The 25,001-nt window shown below is 66.3% G+C and carries 25 protein-coding genes; 10 read left to right on the plus strand and 15 right to left on the minus strand.

Features of this window, described 5'->3' with window-relative positions; translation table 11 throughout:
- Nucleotides 1–41 precede the first annotated feature (41 nt).
- Complete coding sequence (locus P0M04_RS15675; RefSeq protein ID WP_259451636.1) at nucleotides 42–1,256, plus strand: MFS transporter; 1,215 nt, start codon at nucleotides 42–44, stop codon at nucleotides 1,254–1,256.
- On the opposite strand, the gene P0M04_RS15680 is transcribed toward P0M04_RS15675, so the two are convergent.
- The 4 genes from P0M04_RS15680 to P0M04_RS15695 are packed head-to-tail and all read right to left on the minus strand — an operon-like array spanning nucleotide 1,244 to nucleotide 3,705.
- Nucleotides 1,244–1,771, minus strand: coding sequence for a gamma carbonic anhydrase family protein (locus P0M04_RS15680; RefSeq protein WP_259451635.1), 528 nt, complete (start codon nucleotides 1,769–1,771; stop codon nucleotides 1,244–1,246). The two genes, P0M04_RS15675 and P0M04_RS15680, sit on opposite strands and share 13 nt — an antisense overlap.
- A gap of 26 nt (nucleotides 1,772–1,797) precedes the next feature.
- Complete coding sequence (locus tag P0M04_RS15685) at nucleotides 1,798–2,163, minus strand: VOC family protein (RefSeq protein ID WP_259451634.1); 366 nt, start codon at nucleotides 2,161–2,163, stop codon at nucleotides 1,798–1,800.
- A 28-nt stretch (nucleotides 2,164–2,191) separates the two neighbouring features.
- Nucleotides 2,192–3,277, minus strand: a complete 1,086-nt coding sequence (locus P0M04_RS15690) for a tetratricopeptide repeat protein (RefSeq protein ID WP_281042430.1) — start codon at nucleotides 3,275–3,277, stop codon at nucleotides 2,192–2,194.
- Nucleotides 3,274–3,705, minus strand: coding sequence for a hypothetical protein (locus P0M04_RS15695; RefSeq protein WP_281042431.1), 432 nt, complete (start codon nucleotides 3,703–3,705; stop codon nucleotides 3,274–3,276). Before P0M04_RS15695 ends, P0M04_RS15690 begins: the two co-directional genes overlap by 4 nt.
- A gap of 129 nt (nucleotides 3,706–3,834) precedes the next feature.
- Between P0M04_RS15695 and rpiA the strand changes: the two genes are divergently transcribed.
- Together rpiA and P0M04_RS15705 are read left to right on the plus strand one after the other, a co-directional pair.
- Nucleotides 3,835–4,512 carry a ribose-5-phosphate isomerase RpiA gene (rpiA, locus tag P0M04_RS15700; protein ID WP_259451632.1) on the plus strand — a complete coding sequence of 226 codons (678 nt, stop codon included), beginning with the start codon at nucleotides 3,835–3,837 and terminating at the stop codon, nucleotides 4,510–4,512.
- A gap of 2 nt (nucleotides 4,513–4,514) precedes the next feature.
- Nucleotides 4,515–4,844 (plus strand): hypothetical protein, encoded by a 330-nt coding sequence (locus P0M04_RS15705; RefSeq protein ID WP_259451631.1) that lies wholly within the window; start codon nucleotides 4,515–4,517, stop codon nucleotides 4,842–4,844.
- Between the two features lie 30 nt (nucleotides 4,845–4,874).
- Here P0M04_RS15705 and P0M04_RS15710 read toward each other — a convergent pair whose 3' ends face one another.
- On the minus strand, nucleotides 4,875–5,147 hold the full coding sequence (locus tag P0M04_RS15710; protein ID WP_056136429.1) for an oxidative damage protection protein: 273 nt from the start codon (nucleotides 5,145–5,147) through the stop codon (nucleotides 4,875–4,877).
- Nucleotides 5,148–5,340: 193 nt separating this feature from the next.
- Nucleotides 5,341–6,654 carry an amino-acid N-acetyltransferase gene (argA, locus tag P0M04_RS15715; RefSeq protein ID WP_105379113.1) on the minus strand — a complete coding sequence of 438 codons (1,314 nt, stop codon included), beginning with the start codon at nucleotides 6,652–6,654 and terminating at the stop codon, nucleotides 5,341–5,343.
- A 54-nt stretch (nucleotides 6,655–6,708) separates the two neighbouring features.
- Between argA and hrpA the strand changes: the two genes are divergently transcribed.
- Both hrpA and P0M04_RS15725 read left to right on the plus strand, forming a co-directional pair.
- Nucleotides 6,709–10,863 (plus strand): ATP-dependent RNA helicase HrpA, encoded by a 4,155-nt coding sequence (gene hrpA, locus P0M04_RS15720; protein WP_259451630.1) that lies wholly within the window; start codon nucleotides 6,709–6,711, stop codon nucleotides 10,861–10,863.
- 48 nt (nucleotides 10,864–10,911) lie between these two features.
- Entirely contained in the window at nucleotides 10,912–11,367 is a 456-nt protein-coding gene (locus P0M04_RS15725; protein WP_259451629.1) for a DUF2214 family protein, read from the plus strand.
- Between the two features lie 2 nt (nucleotides 11,368–11,369).
- Here P0M04_RS15725 and P0M04_RS15730 read toward each other — a convergent pair whose 3' ends face one another.
- Nucleotides 11,370–11,879: a DUF6622 family protein gene (locus P0M04_RS15730; RefSeq protein WP_259451628.1), complete on the minus strand. Its 510-nt coding sequence runs from the start codon at nucleotides 11,877–11,879 to the stop codon at nucleotides 11,370–11,372.
- A 206-nt stretch (nucleotides 11,880–12,085) separates the two neighbouring features.
- Between P0M04_RS15730 and P0M04_RS15735 the strand changes: the two genes are divergently transcribed.
- Nucleotides 12,086–12,946, plus strand: coding sequence for a dioxygenase family protein (locus P0M04_RS15735; RefSeq protein ID WP_259451627.1), 861 nt, complete (start codon nucleotides 12,086–12,088; stop codon nucleotides 12,944–12,946).
- Here the strand turns inward: P0M04_RS15735 and P0M04_RS15740 are convergent.
- A complete protein-coding gene (locus P0M04_RS15740) occupies nucleotides 12,918–13,829 on the minus strand; it encodes an AraC family transcriptional regulator (RefSeq protein WP_259451626.1) in 912 nt (303 codons plus the stop codon). The two genes, P0M04_RS15735 and P0M04_RS15740, sit on opposite strands and share 29 nt — an antisense overlap.
- Nucleotides 13,830–13,930: 101 nt before the next feature.
- On the opposite strand from P0M04_RS15740, the gene P0M04_RS15745 reads away from it, so the two are divergent.
- A complete protein-coding gene (locus tag P0M04_RS15745; protein ID WP_259451625.1) occupies nucleotides 13,931–14,839 on the plus strand; it encodes a DMT family transporter in 909 nt (302 codons plus the stop codon).
- Here the strand turns inward: P0M04_RS15745 and udk are convergent.
- Both udk and P0M04_RS15755 read right to left on the minus strand, forming a co-directional pair.
- On the minus strand, nucleotides 14,817–15,455 hold the full coding sequence (gene udk, locus P0M04_RS15750) for a uridine kinase (protein WP_259451624.1): 639 nt from the start codon (nucleotides 15,453–15,455) through the stop codon (nucleotides 14,817–14,819). The genes P0M04_RS15745 and udk overlap by 23 nt on opposite strands.
- A 55-nt stretch (nucleotides 15,456–15,510) precedes the next feature.
- The gene (locus tag P0M04_RS15755; RefSeq protein WP_259451623.1) at nucleotides 15,511–16,035 is read right to left on the minus strand and encodes a GNAT family N-acetyltransferase; all 525 of its coding nucleotides are present in this window, start codon (nucleotides 16,033–16,035) and stop codon (nucleotides 15,511–15,513) included.
- A gap of 267 nt (nucleotides 16,036–16,302) precedes the next feature.
- Here P0M04_RS15755 and P0M04_RS15760 point away from each other — a divergent pair, with 267 nt between their 5' ends.
- Nucleotides 16,303–16,842, plus strand: coding sequence for a hypothetical protein (locus tag P0M04_RS15760; RefSeq protein ID WP_259451622.1), 540 nt, complete (start codon nucleotides 16,303–16,305; stop codon nucleotides 16,840–16,842).
- Between the two features lie 28 nt (nucleotides 16,843–16,870).
- Here P0M04_RS15760 and P0M04_RS15765 read toward each other — a convergent pair whose 3' ends face one another.
- The 3 genes from P0M04_RS15765 to P0M04_RS15775 are packed head-to-tail and all read right to left on the minus strand — an operon-like array spanning nucleotide 16,871 to nucleotide 18,257.
- Nucleotides 16,871–17,005: a hypothetical protein gene (locus tag P0M04_RS15765; RefSeq protein ID WP_259451621.1), complete on the minus strand. Its 135-nt coding sequence runs from the start codon at nucleotides 17,003–17,005 to the stop codon at nucleotides 16,871–16,873.
- Entirely contained in the window at nucleotides 16,995–17,417 is a 423-nt protein-coding gene (locus tag P0M04_RS15770) for a secondary thiamine-phosphate synthase enzyme YjbQ (protein WP_259451620.1), read from the minus strand. Before P0M04_RS15770 ends, P0M04_RS15765 begins: the two co-directional genes overlap by 11 nt.
- Nucleotides 17,418–17,456: 39 nt before the next feature.
- Nucleotides 17,457–18,257: an HDOD domain-containing protein gene (locus tag P0M04_RS15775; protein WP_259451619.1), complete on the minus strand. Its 801-nt coding sequence runs from the start codon at nucleotides 18,255–18,257 to the stop codon at nucleotides 17,457–17,459.
- Between the two features lie 218 nt (nucleotides 18,258–18,475).
- On the opposite strand from P0M04_RS15775, the gene P0M04_RS15780 reads away from it, so the two are divergent.
- Nucleotides 18,476–18,922: an FKBP-type peptidyl-prolyl cis-trans isomerase gene (locus tag P0M04_RS15780; RefSeq protein WP_259451618.1), complete on the plus strand. Its 447-nt coding sequence runs from the start codon at nucleotides 18,476–18,478 to the stop codon at nucleotides 18,920–18,922.
- Between the two features lie 34 nt (nucleotides 18,923–18,956).
- Here P0M04_RS15780 and P0M04_RS15785 read toward each other — a convergent pair whose 3' ends face one another.
- Nucleotides 18,957–19,874 (minus strand): alpha/beta hydrolase, encoded by a 918-nt coding sequence (locus P0M04_RS15785; protein ID WP_259451617.1) that lies wholly within the window; start codon nucleotides 19,872–19,874, stop codon nucleotides 18,957–18,959.
- 22 nt (nucleotides 19,875–19,896) lie between these two features.
- The gene (locus P0M04_RS15790) at nucleotides 19,897–22,476 is read right to left on the minus strand and encodes a glycoside hydrolase family 3 C-terminal domain-containing protein (RefSeq protein ID WP_259451616.1); all 2,580 of its coding nucleotides are present in this window, start codon (nucleotides 22,474–22,476) and stop codon (nucleotides 19,897–19,899) included.
- A gap of 428 nt (nucleotides 22,477–22,904) precedes the next feature.
- Between P0M04_RS15790 and P0M04_RS15795 the strand changes: the two genes are divergently transcribed.
- Nucleotides 22,905–24,989, plus strand: a complete 2,085-nt coding sequence (locus tag P0M04_RS15795; RefSeq protein WP_259451615.1) for a tetratricopeptide repeat-containing diguanylate cyclase — start codon at nucleotides 22,905–22,907, stop codon at nucleotides 24,987–24,989.
- Nucleotides 24,990–25,001 lie beyond the last annotated feature (12 nt).

A 25,001-nucleotide genomic window follows, 5' to 3' on the forward strand; every position in this document is an offset into this window, starting at 1 on the left:
GCTCCAAATGGTTTCAATTTGAAACCAAACGATAGGATCCCATGACCGAAGCCGCCATTGCCAATCCGCCTGTACACACGGGAGGCCCGCCGTCCCTGCCGCGCGGCACGACCCTGCTGTTTGCGACGGCCGCCGGCGCCAGCGTCGCCAACGTCTACTATGCGCAGCCGTTGCTGGATGCGCTCGCACGCGAGTTCTCGATCCCGGAAGGTGCGGTGGGCGGCGTCGTGACCGCCACCCAGGCCGGTTGCGCGCTGGCCCTGTTGCTGGTCGTGCCGCTCGGCGACCTGCTCGAGCGCCGGCGCCTGATGGTGGCGCAGGCGCTCCTCCTCGCCACGGCGCTGGTGGCGGCCGGCCTTGCGGCGTCGCTGCCCATGCTGCTGGGCGCCATGGTGCTGATCGGATTGCTGGGAACGGCGATGACGCAGGGCCTGATCGCCTACGCCGCCGGCGCCGCGGCCGACCACGAGCGGGGACGTGTCGTGGGTGCGGCCCAGGGCGGCGTCTTCATCGGCTTGTTGCTGGCACGCGTGCTGGCGGGCGGCGTCAGCGACGTGGCCGGCTGGCGCAGCGTGTATGTCTGCTCCGCCGGCGCGATGCTGGCGCTGACGTTGCTGCTGTGGCGGCGGTTGCCCCGCCTGGCGCCCGGCGGTGGGCGCATGGCGTATGGCAGCCTGATCGCCTCGATGTTCGCCTTGCTGCTGCGCGACCGCGTGCTGCAGGTCCGGGGTGGACTCGCGTTGCTGATGTTCGCGGCATTGAACATTTTTTGGAGCGCGCTCGTCCTGCCGTTGAGCGCGCCGCCCTATGGTCTGTCGCACACGGCCATCGGGGCATTCGGGCTGGCGGGCGCCGCCGGTGCCCTGGCCGCGACGTGGGCCGGCGCGCTGGTCGACCGCGGCCGCGCGGGCCTTGCCAGCGCGGTTGCGTTGCTCGTGTTGCTGGCCGCCTGGGTGCCGCTCGCGTGCATGGATGTGTCGCTGTGGGCACTGGTTGCGGGCATCGTGCTCCTCGACCTCGGCGGACAGGCAATCCATGTGACGAACCAGGGCATGATCTTCCGGGCATCGTCCGGCGCGCACAGCCGGCTCGTCGCCGGTTACATGCTGTTCTATGCCGTCGGCAGTGGCCTGGGCGCGATGGCGGCAACGGCCGTGTATGCGGCTGCGGGATGGGAAGGGGTGTGCGCGCTCGGCGCGGGCGTCAGCGCGACGGCGCTCGCGTTCTGGGCCGCGACGCGGCGCTATGCCAGGTAATTGTCCTTGATGCGTACATAGTGCTCCGCCGAATAGCGCAGGTACGCGATCTCGGCCTCGGTCAGCGCCCGCACCTTGACGACGGGCCGGCCCACGTACAGGAAGCCGCTTTCCAGCGTCTTGTTCGGCGGGACGAGGCTGCCGGCGCCAACCATGACGCGGTCCTCGACGACCACGTCGTCCATCACGATGGTGCCCATGCCGATGAGGCATTCGTTCCCGATCCGGCTGCCGTGCAGGATGACGCCGTGGCCGACGGTGACGTAATCGCCGATGACGAGCGGCGAGCCGTTGGGCCTGGCGGGCGTCTTGTGGGACACGTGGCCCATCGTCAGGTCCTGGATGTTGGTGCAGCGGCCGATGACGATGTCGTTGACGTCGCCGCGCAGGACGGCATTGCACCAGATCGAGCTGTCCGCGCCGAGGCGCACGCTGCCGATGACCTGCGCCGAGTCGTGCACGTACACGCGCTCGGCAAGTTGCGGGACGGCGTCGAGGTAGTTGGAGAGGGGCATGTGAGCTGCTTTTTGTAAATGGATGATCAGGCCGGCGGTTCCCACAGCTCGACCTTGTTACCTTCCGGATCGATGACCCAGCCGAACTTGCCGTACTCGCCGTCGTCCGTTTTGTCCAGCACGTTGCAGCCTTCGTCGCGCAAGGCCTGCAGCAGGGCGGTGAGATTGTCGACCCGATAGTTGATCATGAAGGGAGCCCGGCTCGGCGCGAACTGGTCGCTGCCCGCAGGGAAGACGGACCAGGCGGTCGTGCCCGTCGGATCCGTCCAGTCGAACGCGGCGCCGCCCCACGGTTGCACGTCGATGCCCAGGTGGCGCTTGTACCAGGCGCCGAGCGCGGCCGGGTCTTTCGCCTGGAAGAAGATGCCGCCGATGCCAGTCACACGTTTCATGTCCGTCCCCAATGCCATCGAATAACGATCACTGAACCCCCAGCGCCCCCAGCCGCTCGCGCGCATGCGCCTGTCCCGGCTCCAGCGCCAGCGCCTGCCGGTAATTCGCAATGGCCGCGTCGCGCTCGCCGGTGGCCTCGTACGCCTGGCCGAGGCCGTCGTAGAGGAAGTCGAAGCGTTCCGGATACAGCTTCACGCCCAGCCGGAACACCTGCATGGCATCCGCAGCGCGCCGTTCGCGCAACAGCTTCATGCCCCAGTCGTGGGTCTGCAGCGGGTCGAGGGCGAGGTCGGGATTCTGCGCGTGCAGGCGGTCGTAGATGGCGGCGATGTGTTCGAAGCCCTGCTGGCCCAGTTGTTCGAGGAACGTGTCCAGCGTCGGCGGCGTGCCCGTGGCGCGCTTTATCGCGAACGAGACGAAGCCGGCCGGCGGGCGGTTCGCGGCGAGGGCGTCGTCCAGCTGGCGCCGTGCGGGTGCATCGTTGCGCAGGCGGGCGTCGAGGAAGCGTTCGACCATGCGCGCCATCGCACCATAGGCCTGGGCCGATTGCGCGCGCGTGCGCTTGCCGAAGGCGGCGTCCGGCGCCATGCGCAGCGACCAGGACGAGAAATCCATGTGGCTCGCGGCGTCCAGCGTGGCGAGATACACGTCGGCATAGCGCATGCGCGCCAGCAGTTCGGAGCCGATGGCGCCTTCGTCCTGCAGGCGCGTCATGTACAGCAGCGGGATGCCCAGGCGTTCCGGCGTGACGTAGCCCGCGGCGCGCGGGCCGCCGTTCACGTAGTCGTAGGCGGCACGCAGCGAACCGTCCAGCGTGACGAGGGCGCGGATGCGGTCGTCGCGGGCCGCGGCCAGCACGCTCGCGAGGCTGCCCCAGCTGTGGCCGACGACGGCGATGCGGTTCGTGTCCGCCTGCGCCAGCGTTTGCGCGTAGCCGACGAGGAAGCCGATGTCGTCCGCCTGCGCTTCGGCGCCCTCCAGGCTTGCGGTCATCGTGTGCGAGCGCAGGCCCAGCGACGGCGTCGCGATCACGATGTAGCCGTGGCTCGCGAGGTATTCGCACAGGTCCACGTTCTCGATGGCATAGGCGCTGTGGCTCGGCGCGTAGATCACGATGGGGAATTTACCCGGGCGCTCGGGGCATCGCGCAGTGCACGCACGGGACTGGCCAGGTCGCGCTGGACTTCCGCAGGCCGCGTCTCGACGAGCGCGTCGGTGGCGCGGCGCACCTGGTCCGGCATGCGGCTGAATTCCTCTTCCGTCGCCACGGTCGTCACGTAGTCGCGGTAGGTCAGCGCGCCGCCCGTGCCGATGGCGGGATACCAGATCAGCGTCTGCAGCGGACGCGAACGGTCGCCGCTCGTCGCCTGCGCCGTGACGGGATTGCGCGGATGCTGGTAGACGCGCGCCCGGTCGTACTGCTGGCGGACGTGGAGGCCGACGCGGTACGGGCCGGGCGGGGCGGACGGCGTGAAGTCGGCGGCCGTCGCGGTGTGTGCGAGGGCGAAGGCGAGCAGCAGGGTGGTCAGGGTCCGGAACATATGGCGTCGACAGTGTTTCTTTGGTTGCAAGATTATATGCCGAATTGGCATGGAATCTGTCGCGGCATGCGAATCCGGGCAGGCGAATCCGTTAAAATGTCGGATTCTTCTTCACCTCCTACCAACATCATGACTCAGGACGAACTCAAGCAGGCAGTGGCACGCGCCGCCATCGAATACGTGGTCGACGGCGAAATCATCGGCGTCGGCACCGGCTCCACCGCCAACTTCTTCATCGACGAACTCGGCAAGATCAAGTCGCGCATCAAGGGCGCCGTGGCGTCTTCGGAAGCGACGGCCACGCGCCTGCGCGGCCACGGCATCGAGGTGTTCGACCTGAACGACGTCGAGTCGATTTCCGTCTACGTCGACGGCGCCGACGAGATCAATGCCACCGGCGCCATGATCAAGGGCGGCGGCGCGGCGCTGACGCGCGAAAAGATCGTCGCGTCCGTGTCCGGTAAATTCGTGTGCATCGCCGACGGCTCCAAGCTCGTCGAGACCCTGGGTAAATTCCCGCTGCCGGTCGAAGTCGTGCCGATGGCCGCGAATGCCGTCAGCCGCAAGCTGACCGCGCTGGGTGGCCAGCCGCGCCTGCGCACCAAGCCGGGCAGCACGGACGCCTTCGTCACCGACAACGGCGGCTACATCCTGGACGTGGCTGGCTTGTCGATCACGGATGCGGTGGCGCTGGAATCGGACATCAACCAGATCGTCGGCGTGATCGCCGTCGGCCTGTTCGCCCGCCGCGGCGCCGACGTCTGCCTGCTGGGCACGGGCGACGGCGTCAAGAAGCTGACGTTCTGAGCATGAAACGCCTGGCGCTCGTGTGCGTGGCCGTCGCGGTGCTGGGCGGCTGTTCCATGTTTCACAGGCAGACGCCGGCCGCACCCGCCGCACCTGCGGCTCCCGTAGCCGACGCAGCGCCGGCCGTCGAGACGATTCCGTTCCGCATGGGGGTGTCGTCGGCGACCGTCGAGAAGATGGCGAAGCAGCAGGGGTGTACGGGCGGGCAGGGCGCCGGGCTCATTACGGAGCCGGGGCCTGTCGAGGTTTATCGCATGCGCTGCGAGGACGGGCAAATGCGCGGCAAAGTGTTCATGGCGCGGTGTGAGTTGCGCCAGTGCAAGCAGATGTAAAAAAGGGCAGCGACGCTGCCCTTTGATCGATCAGGCGCTCGGCGGTACGTAGCCGGCGGCCTCGTCGGCGCCTTCGCCGAAGAAATGGCGTTCCATTTGCGTGGCCAGGTATTTGCGGGCACGTGCGTCGGCCATGTTCAGGCGGTTTTCGTTGATCAGCATCGTCTGGTGCTTCAGCCAGCCATCCCAGGCTTCCTTCGACACGCTTTCATAGATGCGCTTGCCCAGTTCGCCCGGGTACGGCGGGAAGGCCAGGCCTTCGGCTTCCTTGTTCAGTTTGATGCAATGGACGGTGCGGGCCATGTTCTTGCTCCTGGTTCGGTATCGGAAAACGTGATTATAAAGCGACGGAGGAAAAGCTACAGACGGGTATCGAAGTTGTTGTGATATGCACGTCGATGAACAACCAACGTCGCCCCTGCGAAGGCAGGGGCCCAATGTTGTGTGTGTGGCGTGCACGTGAAATTGGGTCCCCGCCTTCGCGGGGACGACGGTTTTAGAGTTGCTTGATCAGGATCTGCGACCTGCGTTGCCAGTTGTACATATGCGCCCGATCCTTGGGCAGGTCGTCGACGGTCGCCGGCACGAAGCCGCGCTTCTTGAACCAGTGCGACGTGCGCGTGGTCAGCACGAACAGCTTGGACATGCCGGCCGCGCGGGCGCGGTTTTCCATGTGCCGCAGGATGCGCTCGCCGTCGCCCTGGGTCTGCGCTTCCGGGCTGATCGTCAGGCAGGCCATTTCCGCCATCTTCGATTCCGGGAACGGGTACAGCGCGGCGCAGCCGAAGATGACGCCGTCGTGCTCGATCACGGAGAACTGCTCGATTTCGCGTTCGATCAGCTCGCGCGGACGCTTCACCAGCGTGCCGTCCGCTTCCAGCGGTTCGATGAGCTTGATAATTCCGCCGACGTCCTCAATTGAGGCCTGGCGCAGGCTCTCCAGGTTTTCGTGCGTGATCATGGTGCCCACGCCGTCGTGGGTGAACAGTTCCAGCAGGGCCGAGCCGTCCGTCGAGTACGGGATGATGTGGGCGCGGTCGACGCCGCTGTTGCATGCCTTGATCGCGTGCTGCAGGTAGAACGACGCGTCGTTCGGCAGGAAGCCCGCCTGCAGCACGGCTTCGGCCTGGTGCGACGACAGTTCGCGGATATCGCCGCCGCCGGCATCCTTCATCAACGACGTTTCCGTGATGAAGATGAGCTTTTCGGCGTGCAGGGCGATCGCGGCCGATACCGCCACGTCTTCCATCGTCAGGTTGAACACCTCGCCGGTCGGCGAGAAGCCCAGCGGCGACAGCAGGACGATGTTGTCCTCGGTTTCCAGGATGGGCTGGATCTTGGCGGCGGCGACCTTGCGCGTGACGCCCGTCAGTTCGTGGTCGACGCCATCGATCACGCCCAGCGGGCGCGCGGTGACGAAGTTGCCGGAGACGATGCTGATGTGCGCATTCGACATTGGCGTGTTGGGCAAGCCCTGGCTGAATGCGGCCTCGATGTCCAGGCGCAGTTCGCCGGCGGCTTCCTTGGCGCATTCCATCGCGGCGCTGTCGGTGACGCGCACGCCGTTGTGGAAGCGGCCCGCGACATTACGCAGCGCGAGCTGTTCGGCCACCTGCGGCCGCGAGCCGTGCACCAGCACGACGCGGATGCCAAGACCGACCAGCAGCGACAGGTCCTGCGCCAGCACGGGCAGGGCACCGGCCGACACCAGTTCACCGGGGAAAGCGACAACGAAGGTCTTGCCGCCGAATGCGTGAATATACGGCGCGACGGAGCGCAGCCACTGGACGAATTGGGTAGGGTTTTCCATTTGCCGCATTATAATTCGCTGCGCGACTTGCGCACCAAATCCTCGTAAAAATCAATGTCTGAACAGAGTAACAAGCCTGCGCCCAAGCCGGCGCGCGCCGCATCCCCCGACCGTTCTTCGCAACCGCGCAGTGAAGGCCCGGCTGCGCGCAGCGACGCCCGTCGCGGTCCGCGCCCGCCTGCGCGCGAGGGCGCGCTCGCGAACGCGCTCGCGCAGGCGCAGGTGCGTGCGCCGCGTGCCGACGTCGGCGACGGCAAGCAGGAACGCCCGCCGCGCCAGCGCGAAGGCGACGCACGTCCGCGCACAGACCGCCCTCCGCGCAACGAGGCGCGCAAAGAGGCCGTGCGCAATCCGCTCCCGCCCATCACCTTCCCGGAAGACCTGCCGGTCTCCGGCCGCCGCGCCGAAATCGCGAAGGCGCTGATGGAGAACCAGGTCGTGATCGTGTCCGGCGAAACCGGCTCGGGCAAGACGACGCAGCTGCCGAAGATCTGCCTGGAACTGGGCCGCGGCGAAAAGGGCATGATCGGCCACACGCAGCCGCGCCGCATCGCCGCGTCGTCGACGGCCAAGCGCATCGCGTACGAACTGGGTTCGCCGCTGGGCGAGCACGTGGGCTACAAGGTCCGCTTCAACGACACACTGTCGCCGGGCGCCTGGGTCAAGCTGATGACGGACGGTATCCTGCTGGCCGAGACGCAGACCGACCCGCTGCTGAAGGCCTACGACACGATCATCATCGACGAGGCGCACGAACGCAGCCTGAACATCGACTTCCTGCTCGGCTACCTGAAGGAGATCCTGCCGCGTCGCCCGGACCTGAAGGTGATCATCACGTCCGCGACGATCGACGCCGACCGTTTCGCGCGCCACTTCGGCACGCCCGAGAAGCCGGCACCCGTGATCGAAGTGTCGGGCCGCTTGTACAAGGTCGAGGTGCGTTACCGCCCGGTCGAACGCGACCAGGAATTCGCACCGGCCGCCGACGGTAAATCGATGTCGAAAGCGCAGGCCGCGCGCGACAAGCGCGACCTGATGGATGCCGTCGTCGACGGCGTCGACGAATTGTGCCGCCTGGGCCAGGGCGACGTGCTCGTGTTCCTGCCCGGCGAGCGCGAGATCCGCGACTGTGCCGAGGCGCTGAGAAAACATCATCCGCCGCACGTGGAAATCCTGCCGCTGTTCGCGAGACTCTCCGTCGAAGAACAGGACCGCGTGTTCCGCACGACGAACGCGCGCCGCATCGTCCTCGCGACGAACGTGGCCGAGACGTCGCTGACGGTGCCCGGCATCCGCTACGTCGTCGATGCCGGCCTGGCGCGCGTAAAACGCTACAGCTACCGCAACAAGGTCGAGCAGCTGCAGGTCGAGGCGATCTCGCAGGCCGCCGCCAACCAGCGCGCGGGCCGTTGCGGCCGCGTCGCGGACGGCGTCTGCATCCGTTTATACGAGGAAGACGATTTCCTGCAGCGGCCGAAATTCACGGACCCGGAAATCCTGCGCTCGTCGCTGGCGGCCGTCATCCTGCGCATGAAGTCCCTGCACCTGACGGACGTGGAGACCTTCCCGTTCGTCGAACCGCCGCAGGGCCGCGCCATCGCCGACGGTTACCAGTTGCTGCAGGAACTAGGCGCCGTCGACGACGCCAACGAACTCACCGCGATGGGCCGCAAGCTGGCCAAGCTGCCGCTCGACCCGCGCGTGGGCCGCATGATCCTGGCCGCCGTCGACAACGTGTGCCTCACCGAGATGCTGATCATCGCGTCCGCGCTGTCCGTGCAGGACCCGCGCGACCGGCCGATGGAATACCAGCAGCAGGCCGACGAGAAGCACAAGAAATTCGCGGACGAGAAAAGCGAGTTCCTGGGCTTCCTGAAGATCTGGCGCTGGTTCGAGCAAGCCATCGAGCACAAGAAGACGAACCGCCAGTTGCAGGACAACTGCCGCGAAAACTTCCTGTCGCAGGTGCGCCTGCGCGAGTGGCGCGACGTGCATTCGCAACTGCTCACGATCGTGAAGGAACAGGGCTGGCGCCTCAACGATGCGCCCGCGACGTACGAGCAGCTGCACATGGCGCTGCTGACTGGTTTGCTCGGCAACATCGGCTACAAGATGGAAGACGAGGGCGGACAAACCGGCGGCGCGTACCTGGGCGCGCGCGGCATCAAGTTCCACATCTGGCCGGGTTCGACGCTCGGCAAGAAGGCCGGTAAATGGATCATGGCGGCGGAGCTGGTCGAGACGACGCGCCTGTACGCGCGCTGCATCGCCCAGATCCAGCCGGAGTGGGTCGAGAAGATCGGCGGCCACCTGCTGAAAAAATCGTGGGGTGAGCCGCGCTGGGAAAAGCGCACGGCGCAGGTCACGGCCAGCGAGCGTGCGACCCTGTACGGCATCGTCGTCTACAGCCAGCGCCGCATCAACTACGCGCAGCACAATCCGGCCGAGGCGCGCGAGATCTTCATCCGCGACGCGCTGGTCGGCGGCGATTACGAAACGCGTTCGCCCTTCTTCGCGCACAACCACAAGCTGATCAAGGAAATCGAGAACCTCGAACACAAGTCGCGCCGCCTGGACGTGCTCGTGGACGACCAGCTGATCTACGCGTTCTACGATAACGAGATCCCGTCGGACGTCGTGAACGGCGCGGGCTTCGAGAAGTGGTACAAGGACGCGTCGCGCGACAACCCGAAGCTCCTGTACCTGAACCGCGAAGAACTGATGCGCCACGAAGCGGCGGGCGTCACGACGGAGCTGTTCCCGAAGACGATGAACGTCACCGGCATCGAGATGGGCCTGTCGTATCACTTCGAGCCGGGCAGCCCGCGTGACGGTGTCACACTCACCGTGCCGCTGTTCGCGCTGAACCAGATCCCGCGCGAGCGCGCGGACTGGCTCGTGCCGGGCATGCTGAAGGAAAAAGTGCAGCTGCTGCTGAAATCCTTGCCGCAGAAGCTGCGCCGCCACTGCGTGCCGCTGCCGGAGTACGCCGCGCGCTTCTTCGAGCGCAACGAAGACCCCGTGCAGTTCGGCCGCGGCGACCTGATCGACGCGCTCATCGCCGACATCCACGCGCAGACGGGCGTGCGCGTGATGACGACGGACTTCAAGCTGGAGACCTTGCCGGCCCACCTCTTCATGAACTTCAAGGTGGTCGACGAACACGGCCGCCAGCTCGACATGGGCCGCAATCTGGCCACCTTGCAGGCGGAGTTGGGCGGCCAGGCGCGCCAGAGCTTCCAGCGCATGGCGGAGACGACGCCGGCTGCCGGCCAGGCGGCTGCGAAGCCGTTGACCCAGCAGGCGGCGCCCGCGCCAGCGAAAGGCAAGCCGGCACCGGCCGCACCTGCCGCGCCGACCGCCCACACGAACATCACCGGCTGGACGTTCGGCGAGCTGCCGGAACTGCTGGAGATCACGCAAGGGAAGATCACGCTGATCGGCTTCCCCGCGCTCGTCGACAAGGGCACGCACTGCGACCTGGAAGTCTTCGACGACCCGAACGTGGCGGCGCGCACGCACCGCATGGGCCTGCGTCGCCTGTTCGCGTTGCAGTTCAAGGACCAGCTCAAGTTCGCGGAAAAGAACGTGCCGGGCCTGCAGCAGATGGGCATGCAGTTCATGTCGGTGGGTACGCCGGACGAGCTGCGCGAGCAGATCGTCAACAAGGCCATCGAGATCGCCTGTTTGCAGGACCCGCTGCCGCATGACGCCGCATCGTTCAACAAGCGCAAGGACGAGGGCAAGGGCCGCATCGGTCTCTTGATCAACGAGACGGCGCGCCTCGCCGGCCAGATCCTCGCCGAGTTCCACGGCCTGCCGAAGCGCCTGCAAGGCCTGCCGCCTGCCGTCGCGAGCGACATGCAGGCGCAGTTGCAGGGGCTCGTGCACAAGCGCTTCATCGCCGAGACGGAGTACAGCCAGCTCGCGCACTTCCCGCGCTACCTGAAGGCGATGAACGTGCGTCTCGAAAAGCTGCGCGGCAATCCCGCGCGCGACGCGCAGCTGATGGCGGAGTGGCAGACGGCGGCGACCCAGTTCCAGCGTACCGTGAAAAACCAGCCGCTGAAGAACCTCGACCCGCGCATGATCGAGTTCCGCTGGATGCTGGAAGAACTGCGCGTGTCGCTGTTCGCGCAGGAGCTGCGTACGCCGATGCCGGTGTCCAGCAAGCGTCTGCAGAAGGTGTGGGAGTCGATGTTGCGCTGATCCGGTTCTGCTACAGTGGCGTTATCCCATCACGCCAGCGATTTCGCCATGACCGACCTCGTACTCGCCATCGTCCACCACCTGATCGTATTCGGCATCGCATCCGCACTGGCCGCCGAACTGGCGCTGATGCGGCCCGCCTCGATGTCGCCGCAGACCGTGCGCCTGCTCGGGCGCTTCGATGCGGCGTATGGCGTGATGGCGCTGGCGATCCTGGTCGTCGGCTTCCTGCGCGTGAAGTACGGCGCGAAGGGTGCGGAGTTCTACATGCACAACCCGATGTTCTGGGCCAAGATCGCCGCGTTCGCTGCCGTTGGCCTCATCTCGATCAAGCCGACGTTGCGCATCCTCGCTTGGCAAAAGCGGGCGAAGGCGGATGCGGCGTTCGTCCCGGCGCTGGACGAAGTCAGTGCGCTGCGCCGGACGATGCTGCTGGAGATTCACGTGTTCGCCTTGATCCCGATTTTCGCGGCCATGATGGCGCGCGGGATCGGGTACAGCTGATCTCAGGCGATTGCCGCGCCGGCCGGCAGCATGCGGACAGCCGCCAGGTCACCCGCCAGGCGGCCGATGAACCACCCGTTGAAGACGCCGAACAGGCCGCATACGATGCAGGCGAACAGCGTGTCCTGACGCAGGTGCGGCGCGACCGCCACCGTCACCGAGGCCACGTACTTCGTGACGAACACGGCCATCATCATGACGAGCGGCAGGCGGCTGCCGCGTACGCGCACGTGGCCCGGCACCGCGCTCGCCGCGATGCGGTCCGAGCCGGCCAGTCCCGCAGCCAGCGCCACGCCGGCCGCCGCCATCGTCCACGCGGCCAGTGCCCAGCCGCCGAGACCGAATTTCGTGCTCATGTCCTGCAGCGACAGCACCAGCATCACGGCCGGAATGATGACGAGCTTGCGGATTTCCACGTCGCGGTCGCGCATCGCAGCCATGCCGCGGTAGACGAGAAAGGCGAGGATTGCCCAGACGTAGAGTGGGGTGTGGGTCAGGATCTGGATCAGCATGGCGGGCTCCGTAAAGTGCGTTAAGTTGGTGCCACTGTGCCAGCGCCCCCGCGTGCCCGTGCGCGCGTGCGACGACATGTCGGCAGTGCGGCGCGAAATGCGGCTGGGCGGCGCGAAATGCAGCGTCTTTACACAGCTTTACGGTCGTTGACCGCGCTTAACGTTTTCCGATCCGACAATGCGCCTTCAGTAACCCAGGGGGACACATGGATCATTCACACCACAGCCTTGCCGAAGACCTCGAGCGCATGCTCGCCACCCAGACCAGCCGGCGCCAGTCGCTGCGCTGGCTGTTCGCGTCGGCCGCCGCCGTGCCGCTCGCGAGTTGCGGCGGAGGAGGAGGTTCGTCCGGCGACACGACCGCGTCGTCGACGACGTCGTCCACGGGCAGCACCGGCACCACGACGACCACGACCGGCACCTGTTCCGTCATCCCCGAGGAGACGGGCGGCCCGTACCCGGGCGACGGCACCAACAGCAACGGCAACGGCATCGCGAACGCGCTGGCGCTGTCCGGCATCGTGCGCAGCGACATCCGCACGAGCGTCTCCCCCGGCAGCAAGACGGCGGCCGGCATCCCGACGACCCTGAAACTGCAGATCGTGAACGTGGGCGCGAGCTGCGCCAGCGCGGCCGGCGCCGCGGTCTACCTGTGGCATTGCGACCGCGACGGCAATTACTCGATGTACGCGAGCGGCCTGACGGGCGAGAACTACCTGCGCGGCGTGCAGGAGGCGGACAGCACGGGCACCGTGACGTTCACGACGATCTTCCCGGGCTGCTACTCGGGCCGCATGCCGCACATCCACTTCGAGGTCTACCCGAGCCTCGCGAAGGCGACGAGCGCCGCCAACCGCGTCAAGACCTCGCAGTTCACATTCCCGATGGCGACCCTGAACGAAGCCTATGCGACGACGGCGTACAGCACCAGCTCGCGCAACCTGGCGTCGATGAGCTATGCGACCGATAACGTATTCAGCGACGGGACGTCGCTGCAGATGGCGTCCGTGAGCGGGGATCCGGTCAATGGCTACGTCGTTACGCTGACGATCGGGGTGTCGCTGTGATTGTCATGGCCTGCCGATAGCTGCGCGGCGACGTGCCCGTCGCGGCACGGAAGCGATGGCCGAAGTGCGACAGGTCGGCATAGCCGCACAGGTCGGCGATCTGCTGCAGGGGCATGGCGGTGGTCTTCAACAGGGATCTGGCCTGCTCGAGGCGGCGCTGGGCGATCCAGGCCGACGGCGGCATGCCGAACGAGACGCGGAACATGCGCGCCAGGTGAAACTCCGACAGGCAGGCCACCTGCGCCAGCGCGCCGAGCGTGATGGGATGTGCGAGGTGCGCGTCGATGTAGTCGGCCAGCCTGCGGCGCAGCAGCGGCGCCAGTCCACCCTTGAGCCGCAGCTCGCGCCGCAGGACGCCTTGTGAGCGCAGTAGTTCGCTCAGCGTGTCGTGGGTGATTTCGTTGGCGCGCAGCAGATTGTCGGCGCCTTCCCACGGCGTCGCGATCAGCGCCTGGCACAGGCGCAGCAAGGCGGGACTCTCGAAGTAGGTGCGGTCGGCGAGGGTGATCTCGCGCGGCTCGCGGTCCAGCTCCACCACGGCCCGGCGCGTGAAATGCGCCGGCATGAAGTACACGTGCAGCAGGCGCAGATGGTCGCGCACGACCCATTCCGATTCGTGATCGTCCGGCAGCGTGCACAGACGCAGCGGCGCCCCGTACTGCCGATGCATGCCGCTGCGTTCCGTGCGGTAGCCGCCGCCCAGGTAGCACGAGAGGGTATGGTGGCCGGGCCGGTCGTAGACCGTCAGCGCCTCATGGGTGTCGCGCTGCCAGATCGCCGCGGCCATGCCGTCGCCCAGCCACACGAATCGTTCGAGGGTGGCGTCGGTGCCGCACATGGTGTCGAACACGGCATGCGAGATGGGGGCGGGACGGGAGTGCATGCGAAAAAGTCTAGCATTCTTCCGCAGCCTGTACCGACAGGGCCGCGGAAAAGCGCAAGACCAGACAAGTCCGCGCCGCCTGCCGCATCCATCATGGCAGCATGAATATCTTCCTTTACCTGCTCACCGTCGTCATCTGGGGCACCACCTGGATCGCGATCAAATTCCAGCTCGGCGTCGTCCCGGCCCCGGTGTCCATCGCCTACCGCTTCTGGATCGCCGCCGCCGTGCTGTTGCTGTTCCTGCTCGCCACGCGCCGGCAAGTGTGGCCGCCGCGCCAGGCATGGCGCTATCTGCTCGCGCAGGGCATTGCCCTGTTCTGCTGTAATTTCCTGTGTTTTTATTACGCCAGCCAGTGGGTACCGAGCGGCCTCGTGGCCGTGGTCTTTTCGACCGCGCCGATCTGGAACGCGGTCAACCTGCGCCTGTTCATGGGGCGTCCGATCCGGCGCCAGGTGCTGGTCGGTTCCCTGTTGGGACTGTCCGGCATCGCGCTGCTGTTCCTGCCGCAGATGCAGGGCCACTGGAACGACCACGGCATGCTGCTGGGCCTGGGCCTGTCGCTGCTGGGTACCGTGTGCTTCTCGACGGGGAACCTGCTGTCGAGCCGGATGCAGGCGCTCGGCCTGACGCCGCTGCTGACCAACACGTGGGCCATGCTGATCGGCTCGACCATCGTCGGTGGCGGCGCATGGTTGCTGGGCATGCCGTTCACGCTCGACGCCAGCCCGCGCTACCTGGGCGCGCTGTTCTACCTTGCCATCCCCGGTTCCGTCATCGCATTCACGGCGTACCTGGTGCTGGTCGGGCGCATCGGGCCGGACCGCGCGGCCTATTCAACGGTGCTGTTTCCCGTCGTCGCGTTGAGCGTGTCGACCGTGCTCGAGGGGTATCACTGGACGTTGCCGGCCTTCGGTGGCGTCGCGCTGGTCCTCGGCGGCAACCTGCTCGCGTTCATGAAGCCGGCTGCCAGCGCCGCGCCGGCGATCAGGGTGTCAACTTGCCGATGACGCTCGCCACCTTGGTGGTGATGACGTCGACCGCCGGGTCGTTCGCGCCGTGGGGCAGGATGACGTCGGCGTAGCGCTTGGTAGGCTCGATGAACTGCTTGTGCATCGGGCGGACCGTTTCCAGGTACTGGTTGACGATGCTGTCCATCGTGCGGCCGCGTTCCGCGATATCCCGCTGCATGCGGCGGATGAAGCGGACGTCGGCGGCGGTATCGACGAAGATCTTTAGCGACATCATGTCGCGCAGGTCCGCGTCGTACAGCGCAAACAGACCCTCGATCACGATGACCGGAGCCGGTTTGACGGGAATGGTTTTTTCCGAGCGGTTGTCGATCGTGAAGTCGTACTCCGGCATCTCGATCGTTTCGCCATTGCGCAGCGCCTGGACGTGCTCGACCAGCAGGGGCCAGTCGAAGGCCTGCGGATGGTCGTAATTCTGCTTGCGGCGGACTTCCGGGGTGAGGTCGGACTGGTCGCGGTAGTAATCGTCCTGCATCACGACCGACACCATCTCGGTGCCGAACGACGCCAGCACCTGCTGGGTCACCGTCGACTTGCCGCTGCCGCTGCCGCCGGCAACGCCAATGACGAACGGAAGGAAAGGAATCTGGTTCATCCCTGCATGATACCGGAGTGGTGGGTGGACTGACAGGGCTGGCTCGATGGCGCTGCTATCCAACCCTGGCAAGCCAGGCAGACCGCTCCAGGTGCCACCACTGCTTCTCATCCGCATGCGTGCGAACGAGGCCTGCCGATTCGGCCAAACGTGCGACAGCAGTGTTCTCGAACGCCGTATCCGCGATTAACGCCGATAACTTCAATTCATCGAATGCCCAGCTGATCAATGCCTCCGCGACTTCCTGCGAATAGCGGTAACGCCCCCAATAAGGGCGCGCCAGCTCGACGCCAAATACCGCCTCGCCAGCAGCGCATCCATCCATTCGAATGCCACAGCTGCCAATGAGGTTGGCATCATCGTTTAACAACGAAATGGCGAATTGATAGTTGTAGCGAGGGGTCGATGCCTGCCAATCCAGGAAAAGCTGAAAGACGCTGCGGGCGTGGACGCTCCCGAGTTCGTCCTCATGGTGAAAGATCGAAAAGCCGGGATCAGTTTGGTAAGCAACAAATTGATCGACATCACCAGGTTGGAACTCGCGTAACAGGAACCGGCGTGTGACGATCTCTTTCTTCATACGCACCGAGACCCTCATTGTATTGACAAAAGCCCATTTCTGTTGCAACGTCGCAACCGTTACAAAATGATCTGCCGGGAAACAACACGCTTCGCGAAAATCGCTCGACTGTTAAAAGAAACTCGGGGATGATTAACATTATGTAGGAGTGGTCCTACGTTGAATAAATGTTAAGCATAATCAGTGAACCACGAACTGCAACCGTACCGCAAGCAATTGCAGACGGATCCGTGCGTGTCGTTGCTGGACAGATACTTTGAGGTAAACATGGCGAATATCCACAGCATGTCGGCGGCCGGCTCCGACCTCGTCAGGCGACCGAGCTGGGTCGTACCGGCCCGTGGAGACTGGCAGGGGATTTCCGCTTGCGCGATCGTGCTTGCCGAGGACACCGGACGCGTGCTGGTCAAGCAATGCGTCCCTGCGGACGGTGCGGGGATCGAGTGGAGTACCTGGACCGCGGACGTCCTCGCCGGGCAGTCGCCGCTGCAGGTCGCGATCAACACGATCGCCGACCGCTGCGCGTACGAAGGCGATCTCGCGTTGAGCCGGTTGACGCCGTTTTCCGATGCGCGATTCTTCGTGCAGCATAACTACGTCGCCGTCGTTCCCCAGGAATTCGAGCCGCGCATCGAGGGATGCCCGGGGTATCAATGGTGCGACCTGGACCGGCTGCCCCAGCCGTTGTCGCCGGCGCTGGCACACCTGCTCGACAGGTCGGGCAGCGATGTGCGCGCCATGGCCGATCTGTACAAGGGCATCCACGATCTGTCGGAAACGTTCGACCCGACGCGGTTCGAGGACTGAGAAATCCGCTTTCCCGGTAAAGCGGATGTCAACGGTTGATGGCGCTCACGAACTGATTCGCGCGTTTCGTCGATTGCGCATCCGCTGCCGGGAAATGCAGCCCGAACGACAGGACCCGCGGCTTGCCGCCGGCAGTCAGGTCGATGTCATGGTCACGCGGCATCCCCCATCACCGTAACAACCACGTTACGCCGATGCTCCGCCACCCGATGCTCCCACAAATAAATCCCCTGCCACGTCCCGAGCATCAGCTGCCCGTCGCCGACCGGCACCGTCACGAACGTAGACGTCAGCATCGTCCGCCCATGTGCCGCCATGTCGTCCGGCCCTTCGGTGTCATGGTGGTACGCCGGATCGCCATCCGGCACGAGCCGCCGGATGATGGTCTCCAGGTCGTGCCGCACGTCCGGGTCGGCGTTTTCCGTGATCAGGAGGGAACAGCTCGTATGCTGGACGAACACGTGCGCGAGGCCGCAGCGGATGCCCGAGCGGGTGACGACGTCGGCGACGGCCGCGGTGATGTCGCGGCTGCCGCGGCCGAACGTGTTGAATTCGAGGGTGGACTGGTAGGACATGGTCGGCTCCTTGCAGATCCGATCATGCTACACGATCGTTCAGGGCTCGGCGGAGAACGACGCATGCGACGGGAAGCGCACCGTCATCCATTCGCGCGACAGGCGCAGCGTGTCGACCACTTCGGCCGGCAGGGTATCGAGGATCGCGGGGTCGTCGCTGGGCGTGTCGGCCAGCAGGCTGGCCAGGTGGATGATGCCGCCCAGCTGGCAGAACGGGTGCGCCGCCATCGGGTCGGATGAATTCTCCAGCGCGCGCACGATCTTGTCGGGGAAGTTCCAGCGGCGTCCCAGTTCCGCCGTGATCTGGCCTTCGGACAGGCCCAGCAGGCGCTGCTCCCGTTCCCAGCGGCCGCCCGGCAGATGCGGCAGTTCCTCGATCTCGGCGAAGGTCGTCGGGGCCACCTGGTAGATCAGCAGTTCGCCCAGGCGCAGCATCATGCCGGCGAGCCAGGCTTCGCTGCCGTCGAGGCCGATGCCGCCCGCGAGCCACTTCGCGTAGCCGGCGCAGGCCATGCTGCTTTTCCAGAACTCGTCGGAATCCAGGCCGGGCAGGGACGGGAAGGCGTCGGAGAAGCACGTGGCCAGCGCCAGCGTGCGGATGTGGGCCATGCCGGCGAGCGAGACCGCGTCGTCGAGCGAGCTGACGTTGCGGCGCGAGCCGAAGCGGGCGCTGTTTGCCAGGCGCATCAGCTTGGCCGTCAGGGCCGGGTCGCGCGCGATGATCGTCGCCACCTTCTTGGCGGACGCGTCGTCGTCGTCGAGGGTTTCGATCAGGGCGTGGGCCACCGCGGAGATCGTGGGCAGTTTGACGTCTTCAAAAAATTTGGTGAGGCTGATCATGGGCATCTTTCGTCATCCGGCGTCGTCGATCCGACGCGACCGATTCAGTGTACGCCGCGATATAATTGCCTTCGCGAATTATTTCGTATTGACGGGCAATCTGTTGCGGATGCGCCTGCTCAGAACGTCAACCTTGTAACAAAGAAATACAAATGTAAAGGCAATCCAAACGTGGACTTGCGATAAGGTTGCGTGCCTTTATAACAACCGGGGAACCCATGAAACTGAAGCCTGCCGTTGGCGCCTGCGCCGCCCTCCTTGTCGCTGTCCTGAGCCTCGCCGGTTGCGGCGGCGGCGGTGGCGGTTCGTCGTCCAGCAGCGTCGCCGTGGCCAATCCGGCCCAGTTCAGCGCGACGGACGTCGTGCTGGGAAGCGGTACCGAAGCCGCCACCGGCAAGACCGTGACCGTGACTTATACGGGCTGGCTGTACAGCGACACCGCGACGGACCACAAGGGCACGCAGTTCGACAGCGGCACGTTCTCGTTCGTGCTCGGACAGAAGCAGGCGATCACCGGCTTCGACCAGGGCGTGACCGGCATGAAGGTAGGCGGCAAGCGCACGTTGCTGATTCCGTCCAGCCTGGGCTATGGCGCGAGCGGATCCGGGGCGATTCCCCCGAATGCGGGGCTCGTGTTCGATGTGGCGCTGACGGCGGTACAGTAAAAAAAAGGGGCCGCTCGAAGCGGCCCCGGTTGCATTACGCCTTCGGCTTCAGATAGCCGTGCATCCCCAGCCACCGTGAGAACGCATCGAACCATCCGGTGCTGGTGGTCGCCTTCTGGTACATGCCGAACCCGTGTCCGCCCTGTTCGAACAGGTGGAACTCGACGGGCCGCTTGGCCGTACGCCAGCTGTCGATGAGGCCGAAGCCGGCGTTGCCGAACAGCGGATCGTCCGCCGCCAGCCCGACGAACAGCGGCGGCGCATCGGCCGGCACCTTGACGGCGGCGAGCGGTCCGTAGATGTCGCCGATGAACGCGGGCTTCGCGTCCTGGCCGTACAAGGTCGTCGCCATCGTCAGCATCGCGCCGGCCGAAAAGCCCAGCATGCCGATGCGGTCCGGATCCACGTGCCACGTGCCCGCCCGCGCGCGCACGAGCGCGAACGCGGCGCGCGCGTCGGCGATCTGCGGCGCCAGCGTCACGGCCGGATTATCGGTCGGCGGACGGTTCGGGCGGGAAGCGCCCGAGAACATCTTCGCCATCTCGTCCGCGAATGCACCCATGTCCTGCGGGGTCTGGTTCAGGCGGTACTTCAGCACGAACGCGGCGACGCCCTGGTCGGCCAGCGCCTTCGCCACGTCCCAGCCCTCGTTGTTCATCGACAGCGTCCGGAAACCGCCGCCCGGCGCGACGATCACGGCGGCGCCCGTCGCCTTGGCGGGATCGGGCAGGAACGGCGTCAAGGTCGCAACCGTGACGTTGCGCGCGAAGACGCTGCCGTACTGGCTGTGCCAGCTCTCCTGCGCTTTCGCACCCGGCAGCGGGCCCGTGTTCAGCACGATGGCGTCCGGTTGCGCGGGCGCCGCGATGGGCGTCATCTTGTCGTTCTGCGCGTGCAGCGGAGCCGCGAGTGCGTAGGCGATGACGGTGGCAATCAACAGTCTGGTCTTCATGTAGTCTCCTTGTTGTAATGGTTTATTGCGCCAGCACGACGGTCTGCTTCAAGGTCACCGTGCTGTCCTGCTGTGCCACGCCGGTGCCCGGCTGGCCCGAACCGACGGTCAGCTTGTACTGGCCGGGCGTGAGCTGGCGGACGCCGTCGCGCGTGACGAAACTGAGATCGCGCGGCGACAGGGTGAAGCTGACCTGTTTGCGCTCGCCGGCCTTCAGCGGCACGCGCTGGAAGCCGCGCAGTGCGAGACGCGGCGCCCCTTCGAACGCGGGCGGCGTCAGGTACAGCTGCGCCACTTCGTCGCCGTCGCGCTTGCCCGTGTTGGCGACTTCCGTCGTGACGACGATGCCGTTCTCGGGCGATCCGCCGACCGGTTCGATGCGCAGCGGCGCATAGCTGAAGGTCGTGTACGAGAGGCCGGCGCCGAACGGATACACGGGCGTGCCCGTGTAGTAGCGGTAGGTGCGGCCCTGCATCGAGTAATCGTCGAACGGCGGCAGGTCGGCGAGGCTGCGGTAGAAGGTGAGGGGCAGGCGTCCGCCCGGATCGGTGCGGCCCGTCAGCACGTCGGCGATGGCGGCGCCGCCGGACTGGCCCGGATACCACGCTTCCAGGATCGCGGCCGCGTTAATCTTTGCCCACGACAGGTCGATGGCGCTGCCGTTCATGACCACGACGACGAGCGGTTTGCCCAGCGCTTTCGCGCGTTCCAGCAGGGCGCGCTGCTCGGCCGGCAGGTCCAGCGACGTCTTGTCGCCGCCGGCGAAGCCCTCGACCTTGATGGCCATCTCTTCGCCTTCCAGGTCCGACGTCAGGCCGACGACGGCGACGATCACGTCGGCGTCCGCCGTGCCGGCCTTCAGGTCCTGCTCGGGCGCCGTCGAGATCCGTTTCCAGAACAGGCCGGGCACGCCCGTGGATCCTGTCTCGGCCTGGAAGCGCAGCGGATAGCGCTGGCCCTTTTCGAGGCGCACGTCGGTGAGCTTCAGCGGTTCGCCCCATTGCGAATAGGTCGACGCCTGCACGGCCGGCTTGCCGCCGACCTTCAGCTCGCCCTTCACGCCCGTCACGCCGAGGCGGTACATGCCCGATTCCGGCGCGACGAGGGCGCCGGTCCACACGACCTTGTGCTTGTCCGCGACGTCCTTGAACTGCAGCGCGTGCGATTCCAGGCCCGGCTCCGTGCGGACCAGGACCGGCTTCGTGTCAGTGCCGTTGATGTACTCGGCGCGCAGGCCCGGCTTGCCGTCCGGCGTGCGCAGCGCGGTGGTCGGGACCGGGTCGCCGTCCGTGATCGACGCGGCGGCCGGCACGAGCGTCACGCGCGCCTGCGGCAGCACGCGGCGCAAGCCGTCGACGACGGAGACCGGCGGCGCGGACTGCGTCGACGAATAATTCCCGCGCAGGACGCGCGTGGCATCGGCCAGCGGGCCGATCACGGCGACTTTTACGCCCGGCTTTAAAGGCAGCGTACCGTCGTTCTTCAGCAGCACGAGGCTCTTGTTTGCGGCCTGCAGCGCGAGGTCGCGATGTGTCGGCGTGTCGATTGCATTCACCGGCGTCTGGTTCGGCTTGCGCTGCGCGAGGCCCGCGAGGTCGCCGTTGCGGTAGCGCGCGGAGAACAGGCGGACGAGCGCCGTGTCGATGTCGCCCATGGAGATCAGGCCGCGCTTCCACGCTTCGCGGTAGCGCTCGCCGAGGCCCTTCGCATCGCCCAGGGTCTTCGTGTTGCACTCGTTGTCCGTGCCGGCCTTCAGCGCGACGGCCGCCGCCGCGGCGGGATCGGGCGCGTACTTGTGGTGCTCGTCGATGTCCGTGACGGCATCGCAGTCGGACACGACGTAACCCTTGAAGCCCCACGCGCCACGCAGGTGCTCCTTCAGCAGCAGGTCGCTGCCGCAGGCCGGCTGGCCGTTGATGCGGTTGTAGGCGCACATGATCGACCCGGCCTTCGCATCGACGATGGCGGCGCGGAAGGCGGGTAAATACGTGTCCTCGAGGTCGTGGCGCGACACGAACACGTCGGCCACGTGGCGCGTCGATTCCGGCCCGCTGTGCACGGCGAAGTGCTTCGGCGTGGCGACGACGTCCGGCAGGTCCGGGTTCGGTCCCTGGATGCCCTGGATGAACGCGACGCCCAGTTGCGCCGTCAGGTACGGGTCCTCGCCATACGTCTCCTGGCCGCGGCCCCAGCGCGGGTCGCGGAAGATGTTGATGTTCGGCGACCACGTGTCGAGGCCCGTGCCGATCCTGCCCAGGTGGCCCGTCTGGCGGCCCAGCGTGTGCAGCGCACGCACTTCCGTGCTGATCGCGGACGCGACCTTGTGCACGAGCGGCGCGTCGAACGTCGCGGCGAGGCCGATGGGTTCGGGGAAGTTCGTGGTGGGCAAAGGGCCCAGCGCGCCGTGCAGCGACTCGGTCCACCAGTTATAGGCGGGGATGCCGAGGCGGGGCAGGGCAGGGGCGACGTTGAGCAGCTGGTCGATCTTCTCGTCCAGTGTCATTTTTTCGACCAGGTTGCGGGCGCGGGCGTCCGCGTCCGTGCGTGCGTCGGGCGATGTGGTGGTGGTCTGTGCTGCGGCCGGCATCGCCGCGGCGAGCATCAGGGCGCCGCACAGGGCGGTGCGCTTGATGCCTCTCGATAAGTCTCCTGCTTGACCAATTCGTTTGGTCTTATCTTTTTGCATGGAATCTACCTTGGAAAGGTCATGCCATCGGAAGGGCTCCGTACATGATAGGTGAGTGGAAAATGATTGCGATAACAGTTTGCCCGGCTAAAACGGATCCACGCCGAGCGAGGATCAATGTAGTGCAGGAATTGTTCAGAAGCCAATAACTTTTTGGCGTGAACCGATATCGAAACATGTATCTGTACAGTGCGGAGTCCCACTGTTACGTAACATTAATGTTATGCGCGAACATTTTTGCAATGTTGCGCTCGCGCATCGCCCAGATAGTTTCGTTGAGGAAAGTCAAAGTTGAGTCCATAATGGCCTCAACAGACGTATTGATTTCCAGCCGGCGCATCGTCATGCCTTTCCCTCACCGCCTCGTCTCCCTCCTGATCGCGACCGCCACCGTGCTTGGGCCGGCCGCGTACGCCGGTGCGCCCGCCGTCGATCCCAAGGCGGAAGTGGCAGCGATCTGGGAACTCGCGCAGGACTCCCCGCGCGCGGCGCTCGACCGCGTGCAGACCGCGCGCCGCGACCTGGGAGCGAATGCGCCCTACGAGGCCAGGCAGGCGCTGTTGCGCACGGAAACCTGGCTGCGCGAGGACCTGGGCCAGCAGGACGCGGCCTACACACTGGAACGCGAATCGCTGCAACTGGCGCAAGCCCGCGGCGACATGGCGGGCGCGGCGCTGGCCAGGCTGGCGCAGGTGCGCGAGCTGCTCGACGCCCACCGGCTGGACGATGCCCAGGCGCTGCTCGACAAGATCGTGGCGCAGGCGCCGAAGGACACGCCGCTGCAGTTCAAGGTGTCGGTCGAACGGGCGCAGGGCGACATCTTCAACCTGCGCGCGCGCTTCGACGACGCGCTGGCGGCCTATCTGCGCGGGCTGCGCCTGTTGCAGGGGCGGCCCGGCGAAAGCGGCAGGCGCGCCGTGCTGTACGCCCGGATCGCCCAGGTGTACGTCAATGCGGACAACCCCGCCAAGGCGATCGACAGCGCCGACCTGGGACTGGTGGAAAAGAAGATGTCGCTGCGGCCGCTCGCGTCGCTGCAATTCACCCGGGCCATCGCGCTGGTCAGGCTCGGGCGGGACCGCGAAGGTATCGCCGCGTTCGAGAATGCGCTGGCGACGGCGGTGCGTGCGGGATTGCAGGGCATGGAAGCAGCGGCCCGCGGCAATATCGCGGATTATTATCTGCAGCACCACGACTACGTCCGCGCGGAAGCGGAAGCGCGCAAGGCCCTGGCCGTGTCGGAGAAGGGCAGCGCCCAGAACCTCATCCAGATGGCGCGCGCCAATCTCGGCTTTTCCCTGATGGGGCAGGGCCGCATCGACGCGGGCCTGCCCTGGGTCGACGGCGTCATCGCGCACCTGCGCAAGGAGAAGCTCACCGGGGACCTCGAGGCAATGCTGGACGAGAAGGGCCGCATGCTGGAGCGGGCGGGCCAGTACCAGCAGGCGCTGGCGGCCGTGCGCGAGCAGCAGTCGCTGCAGCAGCAGGACGCCCGCGCCACGCGCGACCGCGCGATCGCGACCTTGCAGGAAGAATTCGACGCGCACCGCCGCAGCCAGCAGATTGCTCTGCTGCAGCGCGAGAACCGATTGAAGGATGCGGAGCTGAGTAATCGCCGCACCGTGCAGCTGGCGACGACGTTTGCCGCCGTGCTGACGGTGCTCGCGGGCGCCGTCGTGACGGTCCTGTACCGGCGCACGGCGCGCAGCAACGCGCGGCTGAAGGAATTGAACGTGCAGCTCGAATTCGGTTCGACGCACGACGCCCTGACGGGCCTGCACAACCGCCGCTCGCTGACGAACCGGATGAGTGTCCGCAAGGACGAACGCCGGCATCCGGTGGCGGACGCCGTCGACTGCTTCGTGCTGGTGGACATCGATCATTTCAAGAGCATCAACGACCGCTGGGGCCACGGCGCGGGCGATGCCGTTCTTGTCGATATCGCGCGCCGCCTTGCTGCGGCCGTACGCGATACCGACATGGTGGTGCGCTGGGGCGGCGAGGAATTCATGATCCACGCGCCCGCCATGGACCCGGCCAGCATCGCCGGCATGGCGGAGCGGATCCTGGACGCGGTGGGCGGCAAGCCCGTCGACGCGGGCACATGCGCGATCCCGGTGACGCTCACCGCGGGCATCGTCGCGCTGGCGGGCGCGGGCACCGCGTTCGACTGGCAGTGTGCCGTGCGCCTGGCCGACTGGGCGCTTTACCAGGGCAAGGCGCAGGGCCGCAACCAGGCCCGCATCGTGACCCGCCTGTACGCGCCGGCGGACACGGTGATGGCGGCGCTCGACCGTGACGGCGCGGACGTGGCTTCCTGGCTGGCGCTGGCCTGCGTGCACGGCCCGCGCCAACCGGTCGGACGCCCTGCGGCGGCGGCCACGCGCGACACGGCCGGCGGCACCCTGCACCGCATGGCGCGTGCCTGACGGGGCAGCCCG

The sequence above is a fragment of the Telluria mixta genome (genome assembly GCF_029223865.1).
Classification (GTDB): Bacteria; Pseudomonadota; Gammaproteobacteria; order Burkholderiales; family Burkholderiaceae_D; genus Telluria; species Telluria mixta.